Origin of the sequence: Porticoccus sp. (assembly GCF_965660005.1) — a bacterium.
Taxonomy (GTDB): domain Bacteria; phylum Pseudomonadota; class Gammaproteobacteria; order Pseudomonadales; family Porticoccaceae; genus Porticoccus.
This window is the reverse complement of the sequence record NZ_CBFHYF010000010.1, coordinates 33779-56223: the sequence shown is the minus strand read 5'-3', so window position 1 is coordinate 56223 and position 22445 is coordinate 33779. Positions and strand designations below refer to the sequence as shown.

Sequence of the window (22445 nt, the reverse complement as noted above, 5' to 3'; positions counted from 1 at the left end):
TGGGTATTTATTCCACCAGCCAGTTTCTGGGCGCTTTCCTCGGTGGTGTGGTGGGGGGTTATGTGGCCTGGCGGTTTGGTTATGCCGAGGTTTTCTGGATGGTGGCTGTGTCGATTCTGGTCTGGCTGATTGCCGCGGTGACCATGAAGAAGCCTGCGCACCTGAAGAGCCTGGTGGTTGCATTGCTGCCGGGGGAGGTGATTGCTGCGGAGCGTTTTGTGGGAGCGGTACCCGGTGTTCAGGATGTGGTTATTATGCCGGATCATCGGCTGGCATACTTTAAGGTGGACAAGGATTTTTTCTGTCAGGCGGACATGGAGTCAGCGCTGGGACGTCCCTTGGAGGTACCGGTTTAACGGCACTCATTAATGGCATAAAAAAGCCCGTATCAAACGGGCTTTTTTATTGGATACAGTTCTATCACACAATTTTTTTTAAAACGGAATATCATCGTCAAAGCTGTCGAAACCAGGATCTGTGTTGTTGCTGTTGCTACCCGGTTGCGGTTGCTGGGGTTTGCTGTAGCCACCCTGACCTGATGACGGGCCCTGCTGCTGCGCGTTGTCGTCGTAGCCTGAACCTGAACCGCCTCGACCATCCAGCATCTGCATTTCATTCGCCACGATTTCGGTGGTGTATTTGTCCTGTCCGCTCTGATCCTGCCATTTTCGCGTTCTGAGAGAGCCTTCGATATACACCTTGCTGCCTTTTTTCAGGTACTCGGCGGCGATTTCTGCCAGACGATTGAAGAACACGACCCGATGCCATTCGGTGCGCTCCTGCGGCTGGCCGGTCTGTTTGTCTTTCCAGGTTTCGCTGGTGGCCAGTGTCAGGTTAGTCACTGCGCCACCGCTGGGCATGTACCGTGTTTCCGGGTCTTTGCCAAGATTGCCGATCAGAATTACTTTGTTGATGCCCCGGGCCATTTCCTGCTCCACTTGCCAAAATTAAGAACGGAGTTTACCTCGGATGTGCCCCCCTGTCATTGACACCTGACGCGAAGGGCTAACTGTTTGCCACTACACTGGGGCGCTGTGATACCTGCTGGTGCCAGCGGCGGAGGTGCTGGTGCCCATCGGGCATAATTACCCCGGCCCACTGGGCAAAGTCGACGGTGACCAGGGCAGTGATATCGGCCATGGAAAAGGTGTTGCCGGCAAGATACGGCTGGTGGGTCAGGTGTTGATTCAGATCGTCATGGAAATTCATGATGCGTTGTCGCCCCCGCTCCACCAGAGCTGGAATCTTGTCGTAATTGTGCGGTCCGACCAGTGCCCTGCCATCAAACCAGTCCGGCCCATTTCTGAACAGATCCGCCACTGCCTGAAAGCCGTTGGTAAAACAGATCTGGTTCCACATTTCCACCAGCCCGGTTTCTTCAGCTGTGGCACCAAACAGGGGTGGTTCCGGATAGACGGCTTCCAGATAACGGGCAATGGCATTGGTCTGGGAAATACAGGTGCCATCATCGAGCTCCAGTACCGGCACATCGCAGTTGGGGCTTTTTTGCCGAAACGCTGCGGTGAGTTGTTCGCCTTTCAGCAGGTCTACTTGAATTCGTGGGAAATCAATGCCTTTTTCAGCCATAAAGATATTCAGTCGCCGCGGATTGGGCACACCGGGGTAGTCGTAGAGTTTCATGGCGCTTCCTTATTCTGGTTGTTGATGCGGGTTTGCCTGTAAATACTAATGGCTGCCAGAGAGTAAGGGAAATATGTTAGAACGCATTTTTGTTGTGAAACAGGCTGAACACAGTGAGGATGATGATTTTCAGGTCGAGCCACAGCGACCAGTTATTGATGTATTCAAGATCGCACTCGACCCGTCTTTCCATCTTTTCCAGCGTGTCGGTCAGTCCCCGGTAGCCGCGAATCTGGGCGAGTCCGGTGATACCCGGTTTGACTTTGTGACGCCACATATAGGATTCGATCAGATCCATGTAATACTCATTGTGAGCCAGGGCATGGGGCCGGGGGCCGACGATGGACATTCGCCCCTGCACAACATTGAAAAACTGTGGCAATTCATCGAGGCTGCTACGCCGCAAAAAATTTCCAATCCGGCTGACGCGAGGATCATTGGGTGTTGCCTGGGTCACGGTGCCATCGGTTTCCTGATGGACATCCATGGACCTGAATTTGTAAACCTTGAAGCGCTTGCCATCCCGGCCATTGCGATATTGTTTGAATAATACCGGGCCGGGGGAACTGATTTTGATCAGCAGTGCAATCACCAGGCAGGGGGGTGTAATCAGGATACAGATCAGTGTGCTGAGAAGCAGGTCTTCGAAGCGCTTGAGCGACCGGTTAAATCCGCTCATGGGGGTGCAGCTGATATCGATGGCGTAATGACCAAGGATGCTGGAGACCTTGTGGTTGAGCAGTTGAATGCCATCGAAATCGGGAAAGAAACGAATATCTACAGTTGCGTGGCGCAAGCCATAAACCACGTCCTTGATAAAGCCGCCCATGCTCAGAGGCAAGTCGAGCCACACTTCATCGATCGAATATTTGCCAAGTTCCGCTATCATCTGGTCAGAGCGAATCCAGTCCTCGACTTCGCTGGTATGTACATAGTGAACAAGCTGATAACCGGAAAGCTGCATCTCTTGTGTGTCGAAAAGCATTTCAGCGTGATGTTTATCACTGGTGACAATCAACACAGAGCGCAGGTTTTTGCCGGAACTGCGCAGATGCTTCAAGCAAAGGTGATGGCCACAGCGATAGAGGATACTTCCACACCAAGTGATCGTTATCAGGTAGGCGAGCCAGAGCCGGGAGAATTCGATGGCAGTCTTGGTGAAAACCAGAAAAGCCAGGAGTACTGCTGTGGTCAGAAGCAGCGACAAGGTGTAACGCTTGAGCAGGGTCAATAGTCGTCTGCCACGCCAGGAATTGTAGACACCCGTGATGGTCAGGCAAAAAACCAGCAGCAGTGCTGTACCGCCGGTCAGGACTTCAAATTTAGCCGACATATCTGCAGCGCCAAAGCGCATCCAGTGAGCCACCATGCTGGCAAGAATGACAGTGGCGACGTCGATAGTGGCGACGAGTGGTGCAAAGCTGGAGGAAGGGGAGGGCGTTGAGCTGGTTGCCATCAATTTATCGTCTTTGTTAAGCCGGGAGAGCCAGATCAGCTCTCCCGTGAAGCAAACATTTCATTGGCAAACTAGGCGTTGTAGCGCTGAAAAACCAGCGTTGCATTGGTTCCACCAAAACCAAAGCTGTTGGACATGACACGCTGCAGATTGGCCTTGTCCACCCGTTTGGTGACAATGGGTAGATGTGCTGCTTCCGGGTCAAGGTTCTCGATGTTGGCGGAAGCACAGATAAAATTGTGCTCCATCATCAACAGACTGAAAATCGCTTCCTGCACGCCCGCAGCTCCAAGTCCGTGGCCGGACAGTGATTTGGTCGAGCTGATGGGTGGTACGTTTTCACCAAACGTCTCCTTGATGGCTTTGAGCTCCTGCAAATCTCCGACGGGTGTGCTGGTTCCATGGGTGTTGATGTAGTCGATATCTCCCCGGGTGGTTTGCATCGCCATTTTCATGCAGCGTGCGGCACCTTCTCCAGACGGTGCCACCATGTCATAACCGTCGGAAGTGGAGCCATAGCCCACCAGTTCGGCATAAATTGTGGCCCCCCGCGCCAGGGCGTGTTCCAGTTCTTCCACCACCAGGCAACCTGCCCCGACGCCCGGTACGAAACCGTCTCTGTCTGCGTCATAGGCTCTCGAGGCGAGTTCAGGCGTATCGTTATATTTGGTTGATAACGCTCCCATGGCATCGAACATGCCAGCCATTGACCAGTGCATATCCTCGGCACCTCCGGCAAACACAACGTCCTGTTTATCCATCTGAATCAGTTCCATTGCATGGCCAATGCTGTGGGCGCTGGTGGCGCAGGCGGAGGCGATGGAGTAGTTGGTACCCTTGATTTTGAACGGCGTGGCCAGGCAGGCAGAGACCGTGCTGGCCATGATCTGGGTTACCCGGTAAGGCCCCGCTTTTTTGATACCCTTGGCACGCATGACATCAATGGTTTCGGTGAACATTTCACCGGATACGCCGCCGGATCCCATCACCAGACCGGTGCGGATATTGGAAACCTGGTCCTCACTGAGACCGGCATCGGCAATGGCGCGCTCGGTGGCGATATAACCGTAAGCCGCAGAGGGGCCCATAAAGCGGAGGATCTTGCGGTCAATCAGGTCCGCCAGGTCGAGATCCACCTGGGCGGCCACATTACAGCGTAGCCCCATTTCCTTGAAATCTTCCCGGAAAACGATACCGGATTTACCTTCCTTCAGCGATGTGGTGACGGTTTCCCTGTCATTACCCAGGCAGGAAACTATGCCCATTCCGGTAATTACTACACGTTTCATCGGTTATACCTATCCCGGTTATCAGGTCTGGCCATTGTAGTAGAAAAAATCAGAAGTTGTCAGTGGACTCGAACAGTCCAACGCGCAGATCTTTTGCAGTGTAAATCTCGCGCCCATCCACAAAGACACTGCCGTCGGCGATGGCCATTTTCAGTTTTCTTTCAACAATCCTCGAAATATCAATCTGGTAGGTGACGACGCTTGCCACTGGCAGTATCTGGCCGAAAAACTTCACTTCACCCGAGCCCAGTGCGCGCCCTCTGCCGGGATTGCCTTTCCAGGCCAGAAAAAAACCGGTCAACTGCCACATGGCGTCGAGACCCAGACAGCCGGGCATGACCGGGTCGCCGTGAAAATGACAATCGAAAAACCACAGGTCTTTATGGATATCCAGTTCCGCAATTATTAGGCCTTTGCCAAAACGGCCTTCTCCGGCATGTATGCGGGTGATTCGGTCCACCATCAACATGTTGTCAGCGGGGAGTTTGGCGTTACCTTCGCCAAACAGGTCGCCGTGACTGCAGGCGACGATTTCCTCGCGGGTATATGCGTTCTGTGATTGTGGAACGAATGTTGTCATTGAGTGGACTGCCTTGGTTAAACGGTTTTACCCGGTGCTGGTTTATCATCGAAGGGACGAATTTTAGCGGATCTGCTCATTAAGTCCAGAAAATCTGGGAGGTTGCAGGGTGTGCTGTCAGTCTTTTGGCCCTGAGGAATCCGCTCAAAATAGACAGGTTTATGGTTGTTCAGTAGTGCTGTTGGTGGATCATCTTGCTGCGCAGGGCGTCAGGATTTTCGTTGCAGTGCGAACGCTGTGAGTTCTGCCAATGCCTGACGCTCGGATGAATCTGTAAAACCCACCAGACAGGCCTTCGCCTGTTCTGCGTGGTGAGCAGCACGGGCGAGAGTGTAGTCGAGCGCCCCGGTCGAATGGATCGCGTCGCTAATCTCCGTCAACTGGCTCAGGGCGCCATTTTCAATGGCCGAACGGATCATTGTTCTCTGTTCAGCCGTACCCTGCTGCATGGCGCGAATCAGGGGCAGGGTTGGTTTGCCCTCTGCCAGATCATCGCCAATGTTTTTGCCCAGCTCTTCCCGATTGCTACTGTAATCCAGCACGTCATCCACCAACTGAAAGGCCATCCCCAGATGGTAACCGTAATGTTTTGCCGATTCTTCCAGAGCGGGTGATACGCCTGCCAGGATGGCACTGGTCTGCGCTGCCGCCTGGAAAAGTTGGGCCGTTTTCTTGCGAATGACATCAAAGTAGGCTGCTTCGGAGGTGTCGGGGTTGCCGGCATTGATCAGTTGCTGTACTTCGCCTTCAGAAATGATGTTGGTGGTATCCGCAATGATCCGCATGATCGCCATGCTGTCGATCCCCACCAGCATCTGAAAGGCCCGTGAATAAAGGAAGTCCCCGACCAGTACGCTGGGAGCATTGCCGAACCGTGCATTGGCCGTGGCTCTTCCGCGTCGCAAATCCGAGGTATCCACCACATCATCGTGCAGTAGCGTGGCCGTGTGAATAAACTCGATGATGGCGGCCAATGAGATATGTTGTGTCCCCTTGTAGCCAAAGCTGTTCGCGATGAGCAGAACCAGCAGGGGTCGCAGGCGTTTGCCACCGGCATCGACAATGTATTGGCCGATATTTTCCACTAACCCGACATCAGAGTGCAGTTGGCGAATGATCAGCTTGTTAACCTGCTCAAACTCGGATTTAACTACCTGATGGAATGGCAACATGCCGTAACCCTGGCTAGCAACAAATAGGTGGAGACAGCCGATGCACGCGAGACTTGTACGATAGGCGCGTGGCATCGTAGAGATGGGTCCAGCCACTGTCAAGTTTCGGGCACTGATGCGGGATTGTTGTTGAATATTCTCTTGCGGTAGCAGGGGGTTTAACTTAAAATCCTGCCCCTCGCAAAACCGGCCTTGAGGAAATCGTTCCTGCAGGCTTCGAACTGGCATGAGCGAATACGGAGCATATTATGTACGCAGTTATCAAGAGTGGTGGCAAGCAGCACCGGGTCAAGGAAGGCGAATACCTGCGCCTCGAAAAGCTGGAAGTCCCCACCGGTGGCAGTATCGACTTCAATGAAGTGCTGATGGTTGCCGATGGAGAAAATTTCAAAATTGGTGCGCCGCTACTTGAAGGTACCAGGGTAACAGGTGAAGTGCTCAGTCATGGTCGTGCGGATAAGGTGCAAATCATCAAGTTTCGCCGCCGCAAGCATCATCGGAAACAAATGGGCCACCGTCAGTGGTACACCGAGGTGAAAATTACTGGCATCAGTGCCGGTTAAGATCAGATAGGAGAACGTCATGGCTCACAAGAAAGCTGGTGGTAGTACCCGTAACGGGCGCGATTCTGAAAGTAAACGACTGGGCGTCAAGCGTTTTGGCGGCGAACAGGTAGCGGCGGGCAACATCATCGTTCGCCAGCGCGGTACCCGTTTCCATGCCGGCAACAATGTTGGCCTTGGTCGTGACCACACTATTTTTGCTACAGCAGACGGTGAAGTCCAGTTCACTGTGAAAGGCCCCAATAATCGCAAGTATGTGAATATTGTAACCGCCTGAAGCTGGACTTATTGAAAAGCCCCGCTCAGGCGGGGTTTTTTTGTGTTTGAATGTCGGGTGGGTTATGTCCTTTTGCCTCGGTGGCCTGCCATCTAACCCCTATCTCCTGAGCGCGGTATACTCCCTTCATGAAATTTGTCGATGAAACAACGATTCACGTACATGCCGGTCGCGGTGGCAACGGTTGCCTGAGTTTTCGCCGTGAGAAATTCGTGGCCAAAGGTGGACCGGATGGCGGCGACGGTGGTGATGGTGGTTCGGTCTATCTGGAGGGCGATATCAACCTCAATACTCTGGTGGATTATCGTTTTCAGCGGGATTATCGGGCTCAGAGTGGTCAGGCTGGCAGCAGTCGCAACTGTACCGGTCGGGGGGGTGATGATTTGATCCTCAAGGTGCCTGTGGGCACCACCATTATTGATGAGGATACCGAGGAAGTGCTTGGCGATATTACCGATGATGGTCAGCGGCTGATGGTGGCCCACGGTGGTTTTCATGGTCTCGGAAACACCCGTTTCAAGTCGAGTGTCAATCGTGCACCGCGCCAGACCTCACCCGGTAAAGAGGGCGAGGAGCGCAACCTGCGCCTGGAGCTGAAAGTGCTTGCAGACGTCGGGTTGGTCGGCTTGCCCAATGCCGGTAAGTCGACATTTATTCGTGCTGTATCAGCTGCGCGACCCAAGGTTGCCGATTATCCCTTTACCACGCTGGTGCCCAATCTCGGCGTGGTGAACCCTCACAAATATCGCAGTTTTGTGATTGCTGATGTGCCGGGTCTGGTGGAGGGTGCTGCCGAAGGTGCCGGTCTCGGCATTCGTTTTCTGAAACACCTGACACGAACCCGCCTGCTACTGCATCTGGTGGATATGTTGCCGCCCGATGGGAAAAATCCGGCGGACAATATCGCCATTATTGAAGATGAACTGGATCAGTTCAGTCCGACCCTGTGGAGTAGGGACCGTTGGTTGGTCCTGAACAAGGTGGATTTGTTGCCGGAGGCGGAGCGTCAGCAACGTTGCAGCGATGTGGTTGCGCAGTTGGCATGGGAAGGACCGGTGTATCAGGTCTCTGCCTTGTCTGCGGAGGGTGCGGCGGCGCTTTGCGATGATATTCTCGAGTATCTGGAAGCCCGTTGGGAGGAAGAGCGCAGCGATCCGGAAGTAGCCCGCCGGGAGCTGGATCTTCAGCATCAAATGCAGCAGGAGGCTCGTGACCGAATTGAGTCCCTGCGCCGAAATCGCAAATCGGATGACAGCGATGAGGATGATGATGGCTTTGACGAGGATGACTACGATGTGGAAGTCGTCTATAGCCCCTGAGGCGCAAGATTCATCCAACATTGGAATAGAAAGCTTTTAAGTCAATCTCTACGGATCACTCGACAGTAGAACACGTATGAACGATAGAACGATTCTCCGCAATGCCCGGCGCTGGGTTGTAAAAATAGGCAGTGCCCTGTTGACCGCCGACGGTCGAGGTCTCGATCGCGAGTCCATCGGCGCCTGGGTGGCCCAGGTGGCAAAATTGCTGGAGCAGGACATTGAAGTGGTGATGGTTTCGTCCGGGGCTGTTGCCGAGGGCATGTCCCGGTTGGGCTGGTGCAAGCGACCCGCTTCCATTCACGAATTGCAGGCAGCGGCAGCTGTCGGACAGATGGGATTGGTACAGGCCTATGAATTCCAGTTTCAGCAATTCAACCGCCACACCGCGCAAGTGCTGCTCGACCACGATGATCTATCCAACCGGGAACGTTATCTGAACGCCCGCAATACCTTGCAGACATTGATCCAGATGGGTGTCGTGCCGATCATTAATGAAAACGATACGGTGGTCACCGATGAAATTCGTTTTGGTGACAATGACACGCTGGCGGCAATGGTGGCGAACCTCATCGATGCCGATTTGCTCGTAATACTCACCGATCAGGACGGACTCTATGATGCTGATCCGAGAACCTCCCCAAAGGCCAAACTGGTCTCCCTGGGTCGGGCGGGTGATCCGGCATTGGACAAGCTGGCCGGTGAAGGGAGTGCGTTGGGCCGGGGAGGTATGATCACTAAATTGCGTGCTGCCCGACTGGCTGCTCGCTCTGGTGCGAATACCGTGATTGTTGGCGGTCGCAGCGAACAGGTACTCACTAGGCTGGCCGATGCCGAAAACCTGGGAACCCTGTTGTTGGCGGAACAGGCGCCGATAGCTGCCCGAAAGCAATGGTTGGCTGGTAGGTTGCAAGTGCGCGGGTCGTTGACCCTGGACGAAGGAGCCTGCCAAATGTTGCGGGAGCAGGGCAAGAGTTTGTTGCCGGTCGGGGTGCAATCGGTGGTTGGTGATTTTCACCGGGGCGATCTGGTGCGTTGTGTTGATCCGTCTGGCAATGAAGTTGCCCGGGGTCTGGTGAATTACAGTGCTGCCGAGACTCGTCAGATTATCGGCAAGAGCAGCGATCTTATTGTCGGTATCCTCGGTTATTGTGATAATCGGGAAGTGATTCACCGGGATAATCTGGTTCTGGTCTAAACGGTCAGGCCGGTGGATCCAGTTGATCGTTGATGGAGCCGTTGACCCGAAACCAGCCTGCGATGCTGTAACGGTGCCGGTTTGTTGGCAATACTTCGTGGGGAAATGTTTCGCTCAGGAAGATAGCCAGCGTTCCATAGGCTGGGGTGATCCGCAGTATCTCTCCTTCCCCCTTTTCGCTGAATAGGACCAGTTCTCCGTCATCGTCGGGCATCCAGCCGGGATTCAGGTAGGCGACGGTGGAGAGTCGACGATTGGTCTGGCCACGAAAGGCATCCAGATGTTTGCGATAAAAATCACCGGGACGGTAATGCGAAAAATGGCTCTCGTAGGAGAACAGGCCAAGAAACAGGTGACGGTTCAGGTAAGTCTGTAACCGACCGCTCCAGTCCAGCCAGTGTTTTTCGGGCAGTGTGTCCCCCTCGATCCAGCGGATCGCATCCCTTCGCACAAACCGGTTCAGGGTTTGATCGTGACTCCTGCCCACGCCGGCCTCGCTGAAGTCATGGCTGTGCAGTGACTGTATCTGACCAAACAGTTGTTCAGATAACAATCCGGGCAAGGCGTTGGGGATAACCGAGTAACCTTTATCGGTAAGATCACAGGCAATCCGTGAAAACAGGCGATGCTCGACGTCCTGTTCGTGAGCGATGTCGACAGAGCTTGATGGCATGGAGGTGCGAACCGGATTGAGGTGTGCGATTATCAAATCTAACGTGGGTTGCTGTAAATGGAATTGAGGGTTTTCTCGAGCGGATTTTGTAAATCCTGTGTCGTTTGGGATTGGGCAGACTGGATAAATTTCGCTTGTGGTTTTCTCGCAATGATCTTAAATAGCGAAGTAAGTGATGCAGTTGTTGTGGGCAAGAGGCAGGTAGCCCGATGACGCGACCGGGATGTTTTTCCCATTGGATGTTGTTGGTTAACGAATGATCGCTATGAAAAGTGTCGTGTTATTGCCATGAAAAGTGTCGTGCATGAATTGGCGCGTATCGTCCAGACCGTAGCGACGGCTGATACACCTATTGATCAGGTTAACCTGATTGTTGAGTCCATCAGTCAAACCATGGCGGTGGATGTGTGCAGTCTGTATCTGGCGAATGAGCAGCGGGAAATGCTCTTGCTGGCGTCTCATGGCCTGGCCTCAAAAGCCGTGCGCAACGTCAAGTTGCCAACGGGCAAGGGCCTGGTGGGCCTGGTGGCCACCAGTCGCCATCCGGTCAACCTGGCCGATGGTGAATTACACCCCTCTTATTTCTACGTTGCAGAGACACGGGAAGAGCGGTTCCACAGTTTCTGTGGTGTCCCTATCGTGTATGCCGGGAAAGTCATTGGCGTTCTGGTGGTTCAGAGTCGGGAAATTCGTGAGCTGTCGGAGGAGGAGCAGGGCTTCCTGGTGACGTTGGCAGCGCATCTGGCATTGCTGCTGGGCACCAGTCCGCTTGCCCAGGGCGATATGATTGGCCTCAACGAGCGGGTTACGGGTGTCAAGGGCGCGCCGGGTATCGGTATTGGCCATATCAAAATAAGCGACCAGGGTGAACTCTACTCTGTACTTGATGCACCCTGTGAGGATGTCCCCGGTACCGTGGAGGACTGGCAGAAATTGCTCACCGTGGTACGGGCGCAAATCGAGCACGAGCAGGCATCTCTCGGCAAGGAGATTTCCGGCAGTGTTACCGGTATTTTCAGCGCCTATAACATGCTGTTGGAAGATCCTGCGTTCGTTTCCCACGTGGAGAAGGGGATTCGTGCCGGCAACTGGTTACCGGGTTCACTGCGTCAGGCAGTACAGCATTTTGCCGAGTTGTTTCTGAAAATGGATGATCCTTATCTGAAGGCCCGCCACGAAGATATTCATCATCTGGGCAACAAGCTATTCAATGCCTGGCGCGGTATCAAACCGGTGGCCATTCCTCCTGACACCAATATCGTGCTGGTCGGTTTTCAGGTAAGTGTCTCCGATATTGCCCTGATTCCAAGTGACAGATTGGTGGGACTGGTCTGTTTCGACGGTTCAGGCCTGTCCCATACCGCTGTGCTCGCCAATGCGCTGGGTATTCCCGCCGTCATGGGCACCGGACGAGTGCGACGTCTCGTTGATAATGCCAGCATTATTGTTGATGGCAATTATGGTCAGGTGCTGCTCAATCCCGGTGATGGGGTTCTGTCGGAATATCAGCGACTGGTGAATGACCGTCGCGCTCTGATGAAGCAGTTGGAAAAAATGCGGGATTTACCGGCCGTGACACCGGACGGTGTCGCCGTGACCCTCTACACGAATACCGGCCTGCTGGCGGATATTTCGCCCGGGCTCTTGAGCGGCGCCCAAGGTGTCGGACTGTACCGCACAGAAATCCCCTTTATGGTGCACGATAGCTTCCCGTCTGAGGAAGAGCAGATCGGGGTCTATCGACAAGTGCTGGATGCCTACCGAGGCAAGCCGGTTCACATGCGTACCCTGGATATTGGCGGCGACAAGCAACTGCCCTATTTCCCGGTCGACAATGAAAAAAATCCGGCATTGGGCTGGCGGGGGGTGCGGTTTACCCTGGATAACAGCCAGTTGCTGATGACCCAGGTGCGCGCCATGATTCGCGCAGCAGAAGGTATGGACAATCTGCGCATTCTGCTGCCGATGGTCAGTTCCACCAGTGAACTCGACGATTTTGCCGAGATTTTCCTTGATGCAATGGAACAGCTGGCAGCAGAGGGCTATACCGTTACCCGGCCGGCTTTGGGCGTTATGGTGGAGGTGCCGGCGGCTATTTCCCAGATCCCGTTCTGGGCGGGGAAAATCGATTTCATTTCGATTGGTTCGAATGATCTCAGTCAGTATCTGCTGGCACTGGATCGTGACAACCCCCGGGTCTCGGGCCGTTATGACCATGTGCACCCCGCGGTGCTACTGGAAATCCAGCGCATTCTCAAGCTGGCTGGAGATGCCGGAGTCCCGGTCAGTCTCTGTGGCGAGATGGCTTCAGATCCGGTGGCGGTCGTACTACTGCTGGGCCTCGGCATGCGCACGCTCAGTATGAGTGCGGCAAAATTACCCCAGGTAAAATGGTTGATCCGCACACTGCCTATTGCTTTAGCCGAGCGCCTGGCCCGCGATTCACTGATTTGCCATTATCCGGCGGATATTCGGAAACTGGTGCGTGCTGAACTCGAGAATCTCGGTTTGCATGAACTGTTTACATAGTGGGATGCGGTAGCCTGCAAAACCTCATTGCGTCATTTCTGACAACATAAACATACGGTAATTAATCTATGTCCAATCCTTTGCTGGTGGTGGACGATCTCGATGACATCAAAGGCTTTGGCTTCGATGATCGGGTCATCAGTTTTGAAAAATATCTGGAAGATCACCCCAAGAAGGGTGAGAAAAAGCTCAGCCTGATCAATCTCTGTGACAGTGAGAAATACCTGAGCAGGGGCTACTACTGTTCCCTGTTGGCCGAGGCCCGTGGACATCGGGTGATGCCCTCGGTGAATACCATCAACGATCTGCGCAGCAAGTTGTTGTATATGTCGCGGATCACCGGTGAGCTACTGCTATCCGGCTCCAATTCGGGGGTCGATGGGGAGAGAAAAACATTTTATGTCAATTTCGGGATTGCCTCGGACCCCGGCTTTTCCCGGTTTGGTCAGCGGCTGTTTTCTGTGTACCCGGCCCCCATGTTGAAAGTGGTGTTGTTCTGGTCTGGTGGCTGGCAAGTAAAAAGTATTGTGGCCATTTCACTGGACAAACTGCCAAAGATAGAGCGACCAAAATTTGTCGAAGCCATGCTGCAATTCAATGAAAAGCGCTGGCACAGCCCGAAAAAGAAGAAAGCCTATCGTTGGGAGCTGGGCATGTTGGTGGATCCCAAGGAAATGATGCCGCCCAGTAACAAGGAGGCCCTGAGCCGTTTCATCAAGGCCGCCGCCAAGTGCAATATCAATGCGGAATTGATCACCGCCAGGGATTATCCACGCCTCGGCGAATACGACGGCCTGTTTATCCGTGAGACGACCGCCATCGATCACCACACCTTCCGCTTTGCCCGCAAGGCGGAGATTGAGGGAATGGTCGTGATTGACGACCCGACTTCGATCCTGCGCTGCTGCAATAAAGTATTCCTGCAGGACGCCTTCACTTACAACGGCGTACCGGCACTGAAAACCCGGGTGTTTTCCACGCACACCGCCGATGATCTGGATGCCATTGAAAAAGAATTTGGTTACCCGGTGGTATTGAAAATTCCCGAGGGTTCCTTTTCCAAAGGTGTCTTTAAAGCTGCAAACCGCGAAGAGCTATCGATTCATCTCGACGACCTGCTGAAAACCACTGCACTGGTGTTGGTGCAGGAGTATCTCTATACCGATTTTGACTGGCGTATTGGTGTGTTCAATAACCGGCCTCTGTACGCGTGTCGTTACTACATGGCGCGCAATCACTGGCAGATCTACAACCACGGCAGTAAACGCTTCAACTCCGGTGGCTTTGAAACCCTGCCCACCTATGAAGTGCCCAGAGAAGTGCTGGATGCTGCACTGCGTGCGGCCAGGGTGATTGGCAATGGTCTATACGGGGTCGATATCAAACATCAGGGCAAACAGGCATATGTGATTGAAATCAACGATAACCCGAACATCGACTACAAGGTGGAGGACGCCTATCTGAGAGATGAGCTGTATATGCTGGTGATGGCGGAAATGGCCCGGCGTCTGGAATTGAAAGGTCGCTAGAAGGGTCGTCAGGAAACGGCAGTTGGCCGTCTGTAGGGCAACAAAGAAAAAAACCGGCCAATGGCCGGTTTTTTGGTGTTTCTGTACAGAGCGAACGTTATAGAACGAATCTGTGTGTGCAGGTTGAACGCTTAGCTGGCAGCCATTGCCTTCAACTGGGCATTCAATCTGCTCTTGTGACGGGCGGCCTTGTTTTTATGAATAATGCCTTTGTCGGCCATCCGGTCGATTACCGGTACCGCTGAATTGTAGGCGGCGGTTGCCGTGGTCACTTCGCCGGTAGCAATGGCGGCATAGGTTTTCTTGATATAGGTGCGTACCATGGAACGCAGGCCGGCATTGTGCTGGCGACGCTGTTCATTTTGACGTGCGCGTTTGCGTGCTTGGGGTGTGTTGGCCACCTGGGTGCTCCTCTCAATAATGAGTCTTGATTCAAGGCGCGGAAATATACAGGTTTTGGCGCGGCTTATCAACAGGTCCGGAACCACAAAATCTGCCAAATCGGGCTTGCTCGTCCGGGCTCCGCCCAATCAGTAACGCGGCTATCATCCCGCCAGCAAAATCACTATGATTTGCTCCTTGCGTTTAGCCATTGTCGGGACTGTGCCGGTTTGCAGCCAAAGAATTCAGACCAGTCAACTCCTCCGGAGTCCAAAGCCTCAGAACCCCCGGTAGCGCCGGGGCTGCTGCGTTCCAGTGGCGTGGTTGGCAGTATGACCATGCTGTCCCGGGTGCTGGGGTTGCTGCGGGATATGGTGTTTGCCCGGGTGATCGGTGCCGATGCGCTGGCCGATGCCTTCTTTGTTGCCTTCAAGATTCCCAATTTCTTTCGCCGACTGTTTGCCGAGGGTGCGTTTGCCCAGGCCTTTGTGCCGGTGCTCGGGGAGTACCGCGAAAAAGGCACGCCAGCGGCGGTCAAGGCCCTGCTGGATAGTGTGGCCGGCGTGCTGGGTTCGTCGCTGATTGTACTCACTGTAGTGGTGGTGATCGCCTCGCCGTTGGTCACGGCAGTGTTTGCCTTCGGCTTCTGGCTCGATTACCCGGACAAATTTAACGCCGCCAGCGATATGCTGCGGATCACTTTTCCCTATCTGATGTTGATATCCCTGACGGGCCTGGCCGGGGCGATCCTCAATAGTTATGACCGTTTTGCCGTGCCCGCTTTCACGCCAGCACTGCTGAATCTTACCCTGATAGCTGCGGCGCTGGTGGCTGCCCCCTGGTTCGATACGCCCGTATACGCCCTGGCCTGGGGGGTGCTGGTGGCCGGAGTGGTGCAATTGTTGTTTCAGTTGCCGTTTCTGGCGCAGATACACAGACTGCCGAATCCCAAAGTGGATTGGCGGGATGAAGGTGTGCGCAAGATACTGCGCCTGATGGTGCCAGCCATTTTCGGTGTCTCGGTCAGTCAGATCAATCTGCTGCTGGATACGGTGATTGCCTCGTTTCTGCCAACGGGGAGTATTTCGTGGCTGTATTATTCCGATCGGCTGTCTGAACTGCCGTTGGGTGTGTTTGGCATTGCCATCGCCACCGTGATTCTGCCCAGCCTATCCCGGCAACATGCTGCCCGCAGTACGGAAGTGTTCAGCCGTACACTCGACTGGGCCCTGCGCATGGTGCTGCTGGTCGCCATTCCAGCGGCGGTGGCGTTGATGATACTTGCCGAGCCGATTCTCCTGACGCTGTTCTACTACGGTGAGGTCATGACCCAGCGGGATATTGGCATGGCCACCCTCAGCCTGCGGGCCTATGCGGTGGGTCTGATTGCTTTCATGCTGATCAAAGTACTGGCGCCCGGTTATTTTGCCCGCCAGGATATGAAAACCCCGGTGCGTATCGGGATTATTGCGCTGGTCACCAACATGGTACTGAACATGGTGTTTGCGCTGCCCTTGCACCACTATTTCGGTATCGGGCATGTGGGGTTGGCACTGGCGACTTCGTTGGCGGCCATGCTGAATGCCGGGTTGCTATTTCGGGGCCTGTACCGTTTTGGTGTTTATCATCCCGTTTCCGGTTGGCCCCGCTTTTTACTGACCCTGTTGGGCGCAAATCTGGTCATGGTGCTGGTACTGTTGGGATTCACGGTTTACCTGGATCAATGGCTTCTCTGGGGGGGCTGGCAACGTGCCGGCTGGATGCTGTTGATCTGTTTCAGCGGCATGCTGGTGTACATCCTGTTTTTGCTGTTGGCTGGTATCCGCCCCTCTCATCTTCGTCATCGCTAGGGCCGTGCCGCAAAACTCTTGCCCTCGAAGTATCGCACCTGTTTTTCCCCCATTGGGCTGGGGTATACTGCCGCCTTTATTTTGCGATGAAAGCTGCCAGTGACCTCAAATCTGTGACCGGAAACCAGTGACCGGAAAAAAGCATCAGTTTATACGCGGATTGCACAATCTGCGTCCGGAACATCGAGGTTGTGTCGCGACGATCGGTTCATTTGATGGTGTTCATCTCGGCCATCGGGCAATACTGCAACAGTTGCGTGAAAAGGCAGCAATATACAGCCTGCCCTCTGTGGCGATTATTTTTGAGCCACAGCCTCAGGAATTCTTCTCTGGAGAACAGGCTCCGGCTCGCCTGATGCGTTTGCGCGAAAAGGTGGAAGCGCTGGTCAGCGAGGGGGTGGATCGGGTGCTTTGCCTGCAGTTCAACCGTTCGCTGCGCAGTTTGTCTGCCCGACAATTTATAGACAGAGTATTAATTGACGGGCTGGGTGTTCGCTGTCTGGTGGTCGGTGATGACTTCCGCTTTGGTCACGATCGCAGCGGCAATGACCAGCTGCTCAGGCAGGTAGGGGAACAGCAGAGTTTTGACGTGATCGATACGCATACTCTGCAGTATGGCGGTGAGCGAATCAGCAGTACGCGCATTCGTCGGGCGTTGCAAGACGGCGACTTTGCCCTGGCGGAAATGTTGTTGGGTCGCCCCTATCAGGTTACCGGCATAGTGGTTTACGGGCAGCAACTGGGTCAACAGTTGGGTATCCCCACTGCCAATGTGCATCTCTTTCGTTATCGTGCACCATTGAGCGGCGTGTACGTGGTGGAGGTGCTGCTGGGAGGCAACCGGCTGCCCGGTGTCGCGAATGTGGGCGTGCGCCCCACCGTGGGTGACCTGATAAAACCGGTGCTCGAAGTACACCTGCTGGATTTTGCGCAGCAAATCTACGGTGGAAGAATTCATGTGGAATTCAAAAAGAAAATACGGGAAGAGCAGACGTTTGATTCTCTCGATGCCATGGTAACGAAAATTCACAGTGATATTGCGCTGGCCCGGCAGTACTTTGCCGAGGTGTAACCCCGATGTTGGAAAACGATGACTGATTACAAAACTACCCTCAATTTGCCGTTTACCGAGTTTCCGATGAAGGCCAATCTGGCCCAGCGGGAGCCGGCCATGCTGGAATCCTGGCAGAGCGCCGGACTTTACGAAAAAATTCGCGAGCAGCGGCAAGGCAGAAAAAAATTCATTTTGCACGATGGCCCCCCCTACGCGAACGGCGATATTCATATCGGTCATTCGGTGAATAAAATCCTCAAGGATATTGTTGTCAAGTCGCGCACTTTGAGCGGTTATGACGCCCCCTACGTGCCCGGCTGGGATTGTCACGGGCTGCCGATTGAGCACCAGGTTGAAAAGAAAATTGGCAAGGCCGGCGTCAAGGTGGACACCCGGACATTTCGCCAGAAATGCCGGGAATATGCTCGCCGCCAGGTGGACGGGCAGAAAAAGGATTTTATCCGTCTCGGCGTGCTGGGCGACTGGGAAAACCCCTACCTGACCATGGATTATTCCTTTGAGGCGAATATCATCCGGGCGCTGGGCAAAATCATCGAAAATGGCCATCTGGTGCGCGGTTTCAAGCCGGTTTACTGGAGCGTGGTCGGCGCTTCCGCCCTTGCGGAAGCCGAGGTCGAATATCAGGACAAAATGTCTTTTTCCATCGATGTGGCATTCCCGGTGGTGGATAGCGAAGCCTTTGTGGCCGCCATGGACGATGTGTCCGGTGAAGGGCCGATTGCGGTGGCCATCTGGACCACCACGCCCTGGACCCTGCCGTCCAACCAGGCAGTCAGTCTCAGCCCCGAGCTGGATTATGTGCTGGTGCAATGCGATGCGGGCACCGGTGTCGGTCGCTTTCTGATGGCCGAAGAGCTGGTGCCTGCCGTGATGAAGCGCTGGGGTGTGGAGGATTATCGCGTTGTCGGTCATGTCAGGGGACAGCGGCTGGAAAACCAGCTGCTTCAGCACCCCTTTTATGATCGTCAGGTGCCGGTATTACTGGGTGATCACGTCACGACGGAGGCCGGTACCGGCTGTGTTCATACCGCCCCGGACCACGGTATGGAAGATTTTGTTGTGGCCAGTCAATACGGTATTGGCACACTGAATTATATTGATGACCATGGCCTGTTTCGTGACAGCGTGCCCCTGTTTGCCGGCGAGCATGTCTACAAGGTGGATGAAGCGGTTCTGGACTTGCTGAAACAGCGGGGTGCGCTGTTGTCCACGCATAAAATCACCCACAGCTACGCGCACTGTTGGCGAACCAAAACCCCGCTGATCTATCGCGCCACACCGCAGTGGTTTATCGGCATGCAGCAGAACGGCCTGCTGGGTAATGCCCTCAATGCAGTGAAAGATGTCACCTGGTATCCCTCCTGGGGGCAGGCCCGTATTGAGGGGATGCTGGAGAACAGTCCCGACTGGTGTATTTCGCGTCAGCGCACCTGGGGCGTCCCGATTACCCTGTTTATTCACCGCGAAACCGGCGATTGGCACCCGCGCACTACCGAGTTGATCGAGGCGGTTGCCCAGCGGGTTGAGCAGGAAGGCATTGACGCCTGGTTTGATCTGGATGCGGCGGAGTTGCTGGGTGATGACGCGGCAGACTATAGCAAGGTCACGGATACGCTGGATGTCTGGTTTGATTCCGGGGTTACCCATGCGGCTGTGCTGGATGCCCGCGAGCAGCTCGCCTATCCGGCGGATCTCTATCTGGAGGGGTCCGATCAGCACCGTGGCTGGTTCCAGTCCTCATTGAAGACGGCCATTGCCATCAAGGGCAGCGCCCCTTATCGGGCGGTGCTGACTCATGGTTTCACCGTGGATGCCGATGGCCGCAAGATGTCCAAATCCCTGGGTAATGTGATGTCGCCCCAGCAGGTCGTCAACGATCTGGGTGCAGATGTGTTGCGCCTGTGGGTCGCAGCGACGGATTTCAGTGCGGAAATGAGTGTTTCCGAGGAAATTCTCAAGCGCACCGCAGACTCTTACCGGCGTATCCGAAATACCGCCCGATTTCTGCTGTCAAACCTCAATGGTTTCGATCCGGCCCGGGATCTGCTGCCGGTCGAGGATATGCTGGCGCTGGATCGCTGGGCCGTGGGCCGAGCCGCCAGCACCCAGCGGGATATTCTCGCGGCCTACGATGGCTACCATTTCCATTCCATCTACCAGAAGCTGCACAATTTTTGTGTCACCGATATGGGGGGCTTCTACCTCAATATCATCAAGGATCGCCAATACACCTGTCAGGAGAACTCGCTCGCAAGGCGTTCCGCGCAGTCGGCGATTTACCATATTGCCGAGGCTCTGGTTCGCTGGATTGCCCCGGTGCTCAGTTTTACCGCCGATGAAATCTGGTATTTCATGCCAGGTGAGCGGGGCGAGTCGGTATTTATGGCGGAGTGGTGGTCGCTGCCATCCGTTGCCGGGGAAGCCATTCCCGACAGCGACTGGGCATTGATCGCCCGGGCCAGAAATGCGGTCAACAAGGTGTTGGAAGGCAAAAAAGAGACGGGTATACAGAAATCCCTGGAAGCCGAGGTGGTGCTGTATGCGGATGGTGAACTGGCCAGTGCACTGGCCAAACTCAACGATGAATTGCGTTTTGTGTTGATTACCTCCGAGGCCCGGCGGGCACCGCTCAGTGAGGCAAACGGCGCCGAATCCACGGAGCTTGAGGGTTTGCTGTTGCGTGTTGTCCGCACGTCCTATGCCAAATGTGTTCGTTGTTGGCACCACCGCGCCGATGTGGGTACGGCGGTTCAACACCCGGAGCTGTGTGGCCGCTGTCTGGAAAACGTGACAGGTGCCGGTGAACGGCGTCTGTTTGCGTGATCAAATACCAGTGGTAAATATCATGCAATCCCATGCTGGCTGGTATCTCCTGTCCGGACTGGTGATTCTGGTGGATCAGATTACCAAGTACTGGGCATCGGCATCGCTGGTTTATGGCCGGGCAGTGGAGTTGTTGCCCATACTGAACCTGACGCTGCTGCACAATCCGGGCGCTGCCTTCAGTTTCCTCAGTGAAGCGGGGGGGTGGCAGCGCTGGTTCTTTACTGTGGTCGCATTGGCAGTGAGTATTTTTATTGGGCTTTGGATGGCGCGACTCGGCAGGGGAAAAACCCTTTTGGGTATCGCGCTGGCACTGGTGCTCGGTGGTGCGATCGGCAATCTGCTGGATCGGGTGTTTCTCGGTTACGTGGTTGATTTTATCGACATCCATTATTTGAATTATCACTGGCCAGCATTCAATGTGGCGGATTCTGCGATTACAGTGGGCGCCATTTTGCTGGTCATCGAAAGCTTTTACAGTCACGACTCGTCTGCTGGAGGGCAAACAGATGGTTGATACACAGGATACTGGGCCAGAAACCATTGGGTCTGTAACCATTGGGCCGGACACGAGAGTAACACTGCATTTTTCCCTGGCACTGGAAGATGGCTCGGTGGTTGACTCCAATTTTTCCGGCAAGCCGGCAACCTTTTTGGTGGGCGACGGGAATCTGCTGAACGGGTTTGAGTCCGCCCTGTTTGGCCTCAGTGCCGGTGATGAGGTCGTGTTGGAGATTGATCCGGAACAGGGCTTTGGCCAGCACAACCCCAGCAATATCCAGCGCTTTCCCAAACAGGACTTTTTAAAACAGGGTTTTTTAAAGCAGGATTCTTTACCGCAAGGGGCTGCTGACGATATCGAGCTGAAGCCGGGGTTGATGCTGTCATTTGCCGATGCCAGTCAGGCCGAGTTGCCGGGCGTCGTGGTGGAGGTAGATGACGAACATGTCATGGTGGACTTTAATCATCCTCTTGCAGGCCACCGGATTACCTTCGCCGTGAAAATTCTTGATGTCACGCCGGCGGTGACCCATTAATGGAGATCAAGCTCGCCAATCCCCGTGGATTCTGTGCCGGTGTTGACCGGGCCATTGATGTCGTCAATCGGGCGCTGGACATTTTTGGTGCCCCCATTTATGTCCGTCACGAAGTGGTGCACAACAAGTTTGTGGTGGATACCCTCCGCGAACGCGGGGCCATCTTTGTCGAGGAACTCCATGAAGTGCCCGATAACGTGATTGTGGTTTTCAGTGCCCACGGCGTTTCACAGTCCGTGAGGCAGGAAGCCGAGTTGCGTCAATTGCAAGTCTTTGATGCCACCTGCCCACTGGTCACCAAGGTGCATATGGAGGTAGTGCGTTACAGCCACGAGGGGCGCGAATGTATCCTGATTGGTCATCAGGGTCACCCGGAGGTTGAGGGCACCATGGGTCAATATGAGGGCGTCAATGGCGGGCATATCTATCTGGTGGAAAATGCGGCGGATGTTGCTCGGCTTGAGGTCAGCGATCCGGAAAATCTCGCCTACGTTACCCAGACAACGCTGTCGGTTGATGATACCGCCAGGGTTATTGATGCCCTGCGGCAGCGTTTTCCTGCCATATCCGGCCCCAAAAAAGACGACATCTGCTACGCCACCCAGAATCGTCAGGATGCGGTCAAACAGCTGGCGCTGGAGTGCGATCTGGTGCTGGTGGTCGGCTCCCCCAACAGTTCAAACTCCAACCGTTTGCGGGAGCTGGCCGATCGCTGTGGTGCCGAGGCGCATTTGATCGATAGCGCGCAAGATATCATGCCGAACTGGCTGGTAGACAAAAAAGCCATTGGTGTTACGGCCGGCGCTTCGGCACCGGAAGTACTGGTTCGCGACGTCATCAACAAACTTGAAATGCTGGGTGCAAACCCGCCCACAGAAATTGCCGGTGCCACTGAAAATATCAGTTTTTCCATGCCGAGAGCGCTGCGTTTGCCCACTGAGTAGCGTAATTTTTTGCTTTTAGACGACCGTTCATCGTCGGATTTTTCCGAAAGGGGCATGTCAATAGCGTACGGTCAGCTCATTTGACCGGTAGTCGGATGGTCGCGAAAAC

20 protein-coding genes and 1 pseudogene are annotated in these 22445 nt (G+C 54.5%); 13 read left to right on the top strand and 8 right to left on the bottom strand.

The window, feature by feature from the left end; all coding sequences use genetic code 11:
• A pseudogene (locus ACTF5G_RS04220) lies at positions 1-356 on the top strand (hypothetical protein); the annotation flags it as partial.
• Positions 357-434: 78 nt separating this feature from the next.
• On the opposite strand, the gene ssb reads toward ACTF5G_RS04220, so the two are convergent.
• The 6 genes from ssb to ACTF5G_RS04190 all read right to left on the bottom strand — a co-directional run bounded on the left by ssb (position 435) and on the right by ACTF5G_RS04190 (position 6138).
• Entirely contained in the window at positions 435-926 is a 492-nt protein-coding gene (gene ssb, locus ACTF5G_RS04215; RefSeq protein ID WP_438951570.1) for a single-stranded DNA-binding protein, read from the bottom strand.
• Positions 927-1005: 79 nt separating this feature from the next.
• Complete coding sequence (locus ACTF5G_RS04210) at positions 1006-1641, bottom strand: glutathione S-transferase family protein (protein ID WP_438951569.1); 636 nt, start codon at positions 1639-1641, stop codon at positions 1006-1008.
• A 76-nt stretch (positions 1642-1717) separates the two neighbouring features.
• The gene (locus ACTF5G_RS04205) at positions 1718-3097 is read right to left on the bottom strand and encodes an undecaprenyl-phosphate glucose phosphotransferase (protein WP_438951568.1); all 1380 of its coding nucleotides are present in this window, start codon (positions 3095-3097) and stop codon (positions 1718-1720) included.
• 71 nt (positions 3098-3168) lie between these two features.
• Positions 3169-4386, bottom strand: a complete 1218-nt coding sequence (fabB, locus tag ACTF5G_RS04200; protein ID WP_438951567.1) for a beta-ketoacyl-ACP synthase I — start codon at positions 4384-4386, stop codon at positions 3169-3171.
• Between the two features lie 49 nt (positions 4387-4435).
• Positions 4436-4966 carry a 3-hydroxyacyl-[acyl-carrier-protein] dehydratase FabA gene (gene fabA / locus ACTF5G_RS04195; RefSeq protein WP_438951566.1) on the bottom strand — a complete coding sequence of 177 codons (531 nt, stop codon included), beginning with the start codon at positions 4964-4966 and terminating at the stop codon, positions 4436-4438.
• Between the two features lie 209 nt (positions 4967-5175).
• Positions 5176-6138 carry a polyprenyl synthetase family protein gene (locus tag ACTF5G_RS04190; protein ID WP_438951565.1) on the bottom strand — a complete coding sequence of 321 codons (963 nt, stop codon included), beginning with the start codon at positions 6136-6138 and terminating at the stop codon, positions 5176-5178.
• 248 nt (positions 6139-6386) lie between these two features.
• Here ACTF5G_RS04190 and rplU point away from each other — a divergent pair, with 248 nt between their 5' ends.
• The 4 genes from rplU (at position 6387) to proB (ending at position 9495) form a co-directional block, all read left to right on the top strand.
• Positions 6387-6701, top strand: a complete 315-nt coding sequence (gene rplU, locus ACTF5G_RS04185; protein WP_438951564.1) for a 50S ribosomal protein L21 — start codon at positions 6387-6389, stop codon at positions 6699-6701.
• A 19-nt stretch (positions 6702-6720) separates the two neighbouring features.
• Positions 6721-6978, top strand: coding sequence for a 50S ribosomal protein L27 (gene rpmA / locus ACTF5G_RS04180; RefSeq protein WP_438951563.1), 258 nt, complete (start codon positions 6721-6723; stop codon positions 6976-6978).
• Between the two features lie 128 nt (positions 6979-7106).
• Positions 7107-8297 carry an Obg family GTPase CgtA gene (gene cgtA / locus ACTF5G_RS04175; RefSeq protein ID WP_438951562.1) on the top strand — a complete coding sequence of 397 codons (1191 nt, stop codon included), beginning with the start codon at positions 7107-7109 and terminating at the stop codon, positions 8295-8297.
• A gap of 76 nt (positions 8298-8373) precedes the next feature.
• Entirely contained in the window at positions 8374-9495 is a 1122-nt protein-coding gene (gene proB, locus ACTF5G_RS04170) for a glutamate 5-kinase (RefSeq protein WP_438951561.1), read from the top strand.
• A gap of 4 nt (positions 9496-9499) precedes the next feature.
• Here proB and ACTF5G_RS04165 read toward each other — a convergent pair whose 3' ends face one another.
• Positions 9500-10168: a 2OG-Fe(II) oxygenase gene (locus ACTF5G_RS04165; RefSeq protein ID WP_438951560.1), complete on the bottom strand. Its 669-nt coding sequence runs from the start codon at positions 10166-10168 to the stop codon at positions 9500-9502.
• Positions 10169-10456: 288 nt separating this feature from the next.
• On the opposite strand from ACTF5G_RS04165, the gene ptsP reads away from it, so the two are divergent.
• Together ptsP and ACTF5G_RS04155 are read left to right on the top strand one after the other, a co-directional pair.
• Positions 10457-12697 (top strand): phosphoenolpyruvate--protein phosphotransferase, encoded by a 2241-nt coding sequence (ptsP, locus tag ACTF5G_RS04160; protein WP_438951559.1) that lies wholly within the window; start codon positions 10457-10459, stop codon positions 12695-12697.
• 68 nt (positions 12698-12765) lie between these two features.
• Complete coding sequence (locus ACTF5G_RS04155) at positions 12766-14226, top strand: RimK family protein (protein ID WP_438951558.1); 1461 nt, start codon at positions 12766-12768, stop codon at positions 14224-14226.
• 131 nt (positions 14227-14357) lie between these two features.
• Here the strand turns inward: ACTF5G_RS04155 and rpsT are convergent, their stop codons facing one another.
• Complete coding sequence (gene rpsT / locus ACTF5G_RS04150; protein WP_036861474.1) at positions 14358-14627, bottom strand: 30S ribosomal protein S20; 270 nt, start codon at positions 14625-14627, stop codon at positions 14358-14360.
• A 210-nt stretch (positions 14628-14837) separates the two neighbouring features.
• Between rpsT and murJ the strand changes: the two genes are divergently transcribed.
• The 6 genes from murJ to ispH all read left to right on the top strand — a co-directional run bounded on the left by murJ (position 14838) and on the right by ispH (position 22336).
• Positions 14838-16457 (top strand): murein biosynthesis integral membrane protein MurJ, encoded by a 1620-nt coding sequence (gene murJ / locus ACTF5G_RS04145; protein WP_438951557.1) that lies wholly within the window; start codon positions 14838-14840, stop codon positions 16455-16457.
• A 127-nt stretch (positions 16458-16584) separates the two neighbouring features.
• Positions 16585-17529 (top strand): bifunctional riboflavin kinase/FAD synthetase, encoded by a 945-nt coding sequence (gene ribF, locus ACTF5G_RS04140; RefSeq protein WP_438951556.1) that lies wholly within the window; start codon positions 16585-16587, stop codon positions 17527-17529.
• 18 nt (positions 17530-17547) lie between these two features.
• A complete protein-coding gene (gene ileS / locus ACTF5G_RS04135; RefSeq protein ID WP_438951555.1) occupies positions 17548-20355 on the top strand; it encodes an isoleucine--tRNA ligase in 2808 nt (935 codons plus the stop codon).
• A 22-nt stretch (positions 20356-20377) separates the two neighbouring features.
• Entirely contained in the window at positions 20378-20872 is a 495-nt protein-coding gene (gene lspA, locus ACTF5G_RS04130; protein WP_438951554.1) for a signal peptidase II, read from the top strand.
• The gene (locus tag ACTF5G_RS04125) at positions 20865-21392 is read left to right on the top strand and encodes an FKBP-type peptidyl-prolyl cis-trans isomerase (protein ID WP_438951553.1); all 528 of its coding nucleotides are present in this window, start codon (positions 20865-20867) and stop codon (positions 21390-21392) included. Before lspA ends, ACTF5G_RS04125 begins: the two co-directional genes overlap by 8 nt.
• Positions 21392-22336 (top strand): 4-hydroxy-3-methylbut-2-enyl diphosphate reductase, encoded by a 945-nt coding sequence (gene ispH, locus ACTF5G_RS04120; protein WP_438951552.1) that lies wholly within the window; start codon positions 21392-21394, stop codon positions 22334-22336. Before ACTF5G_RS04125 ends, ispH begins: the two co-directional genes overlap by 1 nt.
• Positions 22337-22445: the final 109 nt, after the last annotated feature.

Coding starts and splice junctions, on each gene's coding strand:
- ssb (WP_438951570.1), bottom strand. CDS start 926: ATGGCCCGGGGCATCAACAAAGTAATTCTGATCGGCAATCTTGGCAAA.
- ACTF5G_RS04210 (WP_438951569.1), bottom strand. CDS start 1,641: ATGAAACTCTACGACTACCCCGGTGTGCCCAATCCGCGGCGACTGAAT.
- ACTF5G_RS04205 (WP_438951568.1), bottom strand. CDS start 3,097: ATGGCAACCAGCTCAACGCCCTCCCCTTCCTCCAGCTTTGCACCACTC.
- fabB (WP_438951567.1), bottom strand. CDS start 4,386: ATGAAACGTGTAGTAATTACCGGAATGGGCATAGTTTCCTGCCTGGGT.
- fabA (WP_438951566.1), bottom strand. CDS start 4,966: ATGACAACATTCGTTCCACAATCACAGAACGCATATACCCGCGAGGAA.
- ACTF5G_RS04190 (WP_438951565.1), bottom strand. CDS start 6,138: ATGTTGCCATTCCATCAGGTAGTTAAATCCGAGTTTGAGCAGGTTAAC.
- rplU (WP_438951564.1), top strand. CDS start 6,387: ATGTACGCAGTTATCAAGAGTGGTGGCAAGCAGCACCGGGTCAAGGAA.
- rpmA (WP_438951563.1), top strand. CDS start 6,721: ATGGCTCACAAGAAAGCTGGTGGTAGTACCCGTAACGGGCGCGATTCT.
- cgtA (WP_438951562.1), top strand. CDS start 7,107: ATGAAATTTGTCGATGAAACAACGATTCACGTACATGCCGGTCGCGGT.
- proB (WP_438951561.1), top strand. CDS start 8,374: ATGAACGATAGAACGATTCTCCGCAATGCCCGGCGCTGGGTTGTAAAA.
- ACTF5G_RS04165 (WP_438951560.1), bottom strand. CDS start 10,168: ATGCCATCAAGCTCTGTCGACATCGCTCACGAACAGGACGTCGAGCAT.
- ptsP (WP_438951559.1), top strand. CDS start 10,457: ATGAAAAGTGTCGTGCATGAATTGGCGCGTATCGTCCAGACCGTAGCG.
- ACTF5G_RS04155 (WP_438951558.1), top strand. CDS start 12,766: ATGTCCAATCCTTTGCTGGTGGTGGACGATCTCGATGACATCAAAGGC.
- ileS (WP_438951555.1), top strand. CDS start 17,548: ATGACTGATTACAAAACTACCCTCAATTTGCCGTTTACCGAGTTTCCG.
- lspA (WP_438951554.1), top strand. CDS start 20,378: ATGCAATCCCATGCTGGCTGGTATCTCCTGTCCGGACTGGTGATTCTG.
- ACTF5G_RS04125 (WP_438951553.1), top strand. CDS start 20,865: ATGGTTGATACACAGGATACTGGGCCAGAAACCATTGGGTCTGTAACC.
- ispH (WP_438951552.1), top strand. CDS start 21,392: ATGGAGATCAAGCTCGCCAATCCCCGTGGATTCTGTGCCGGTGTTGAC.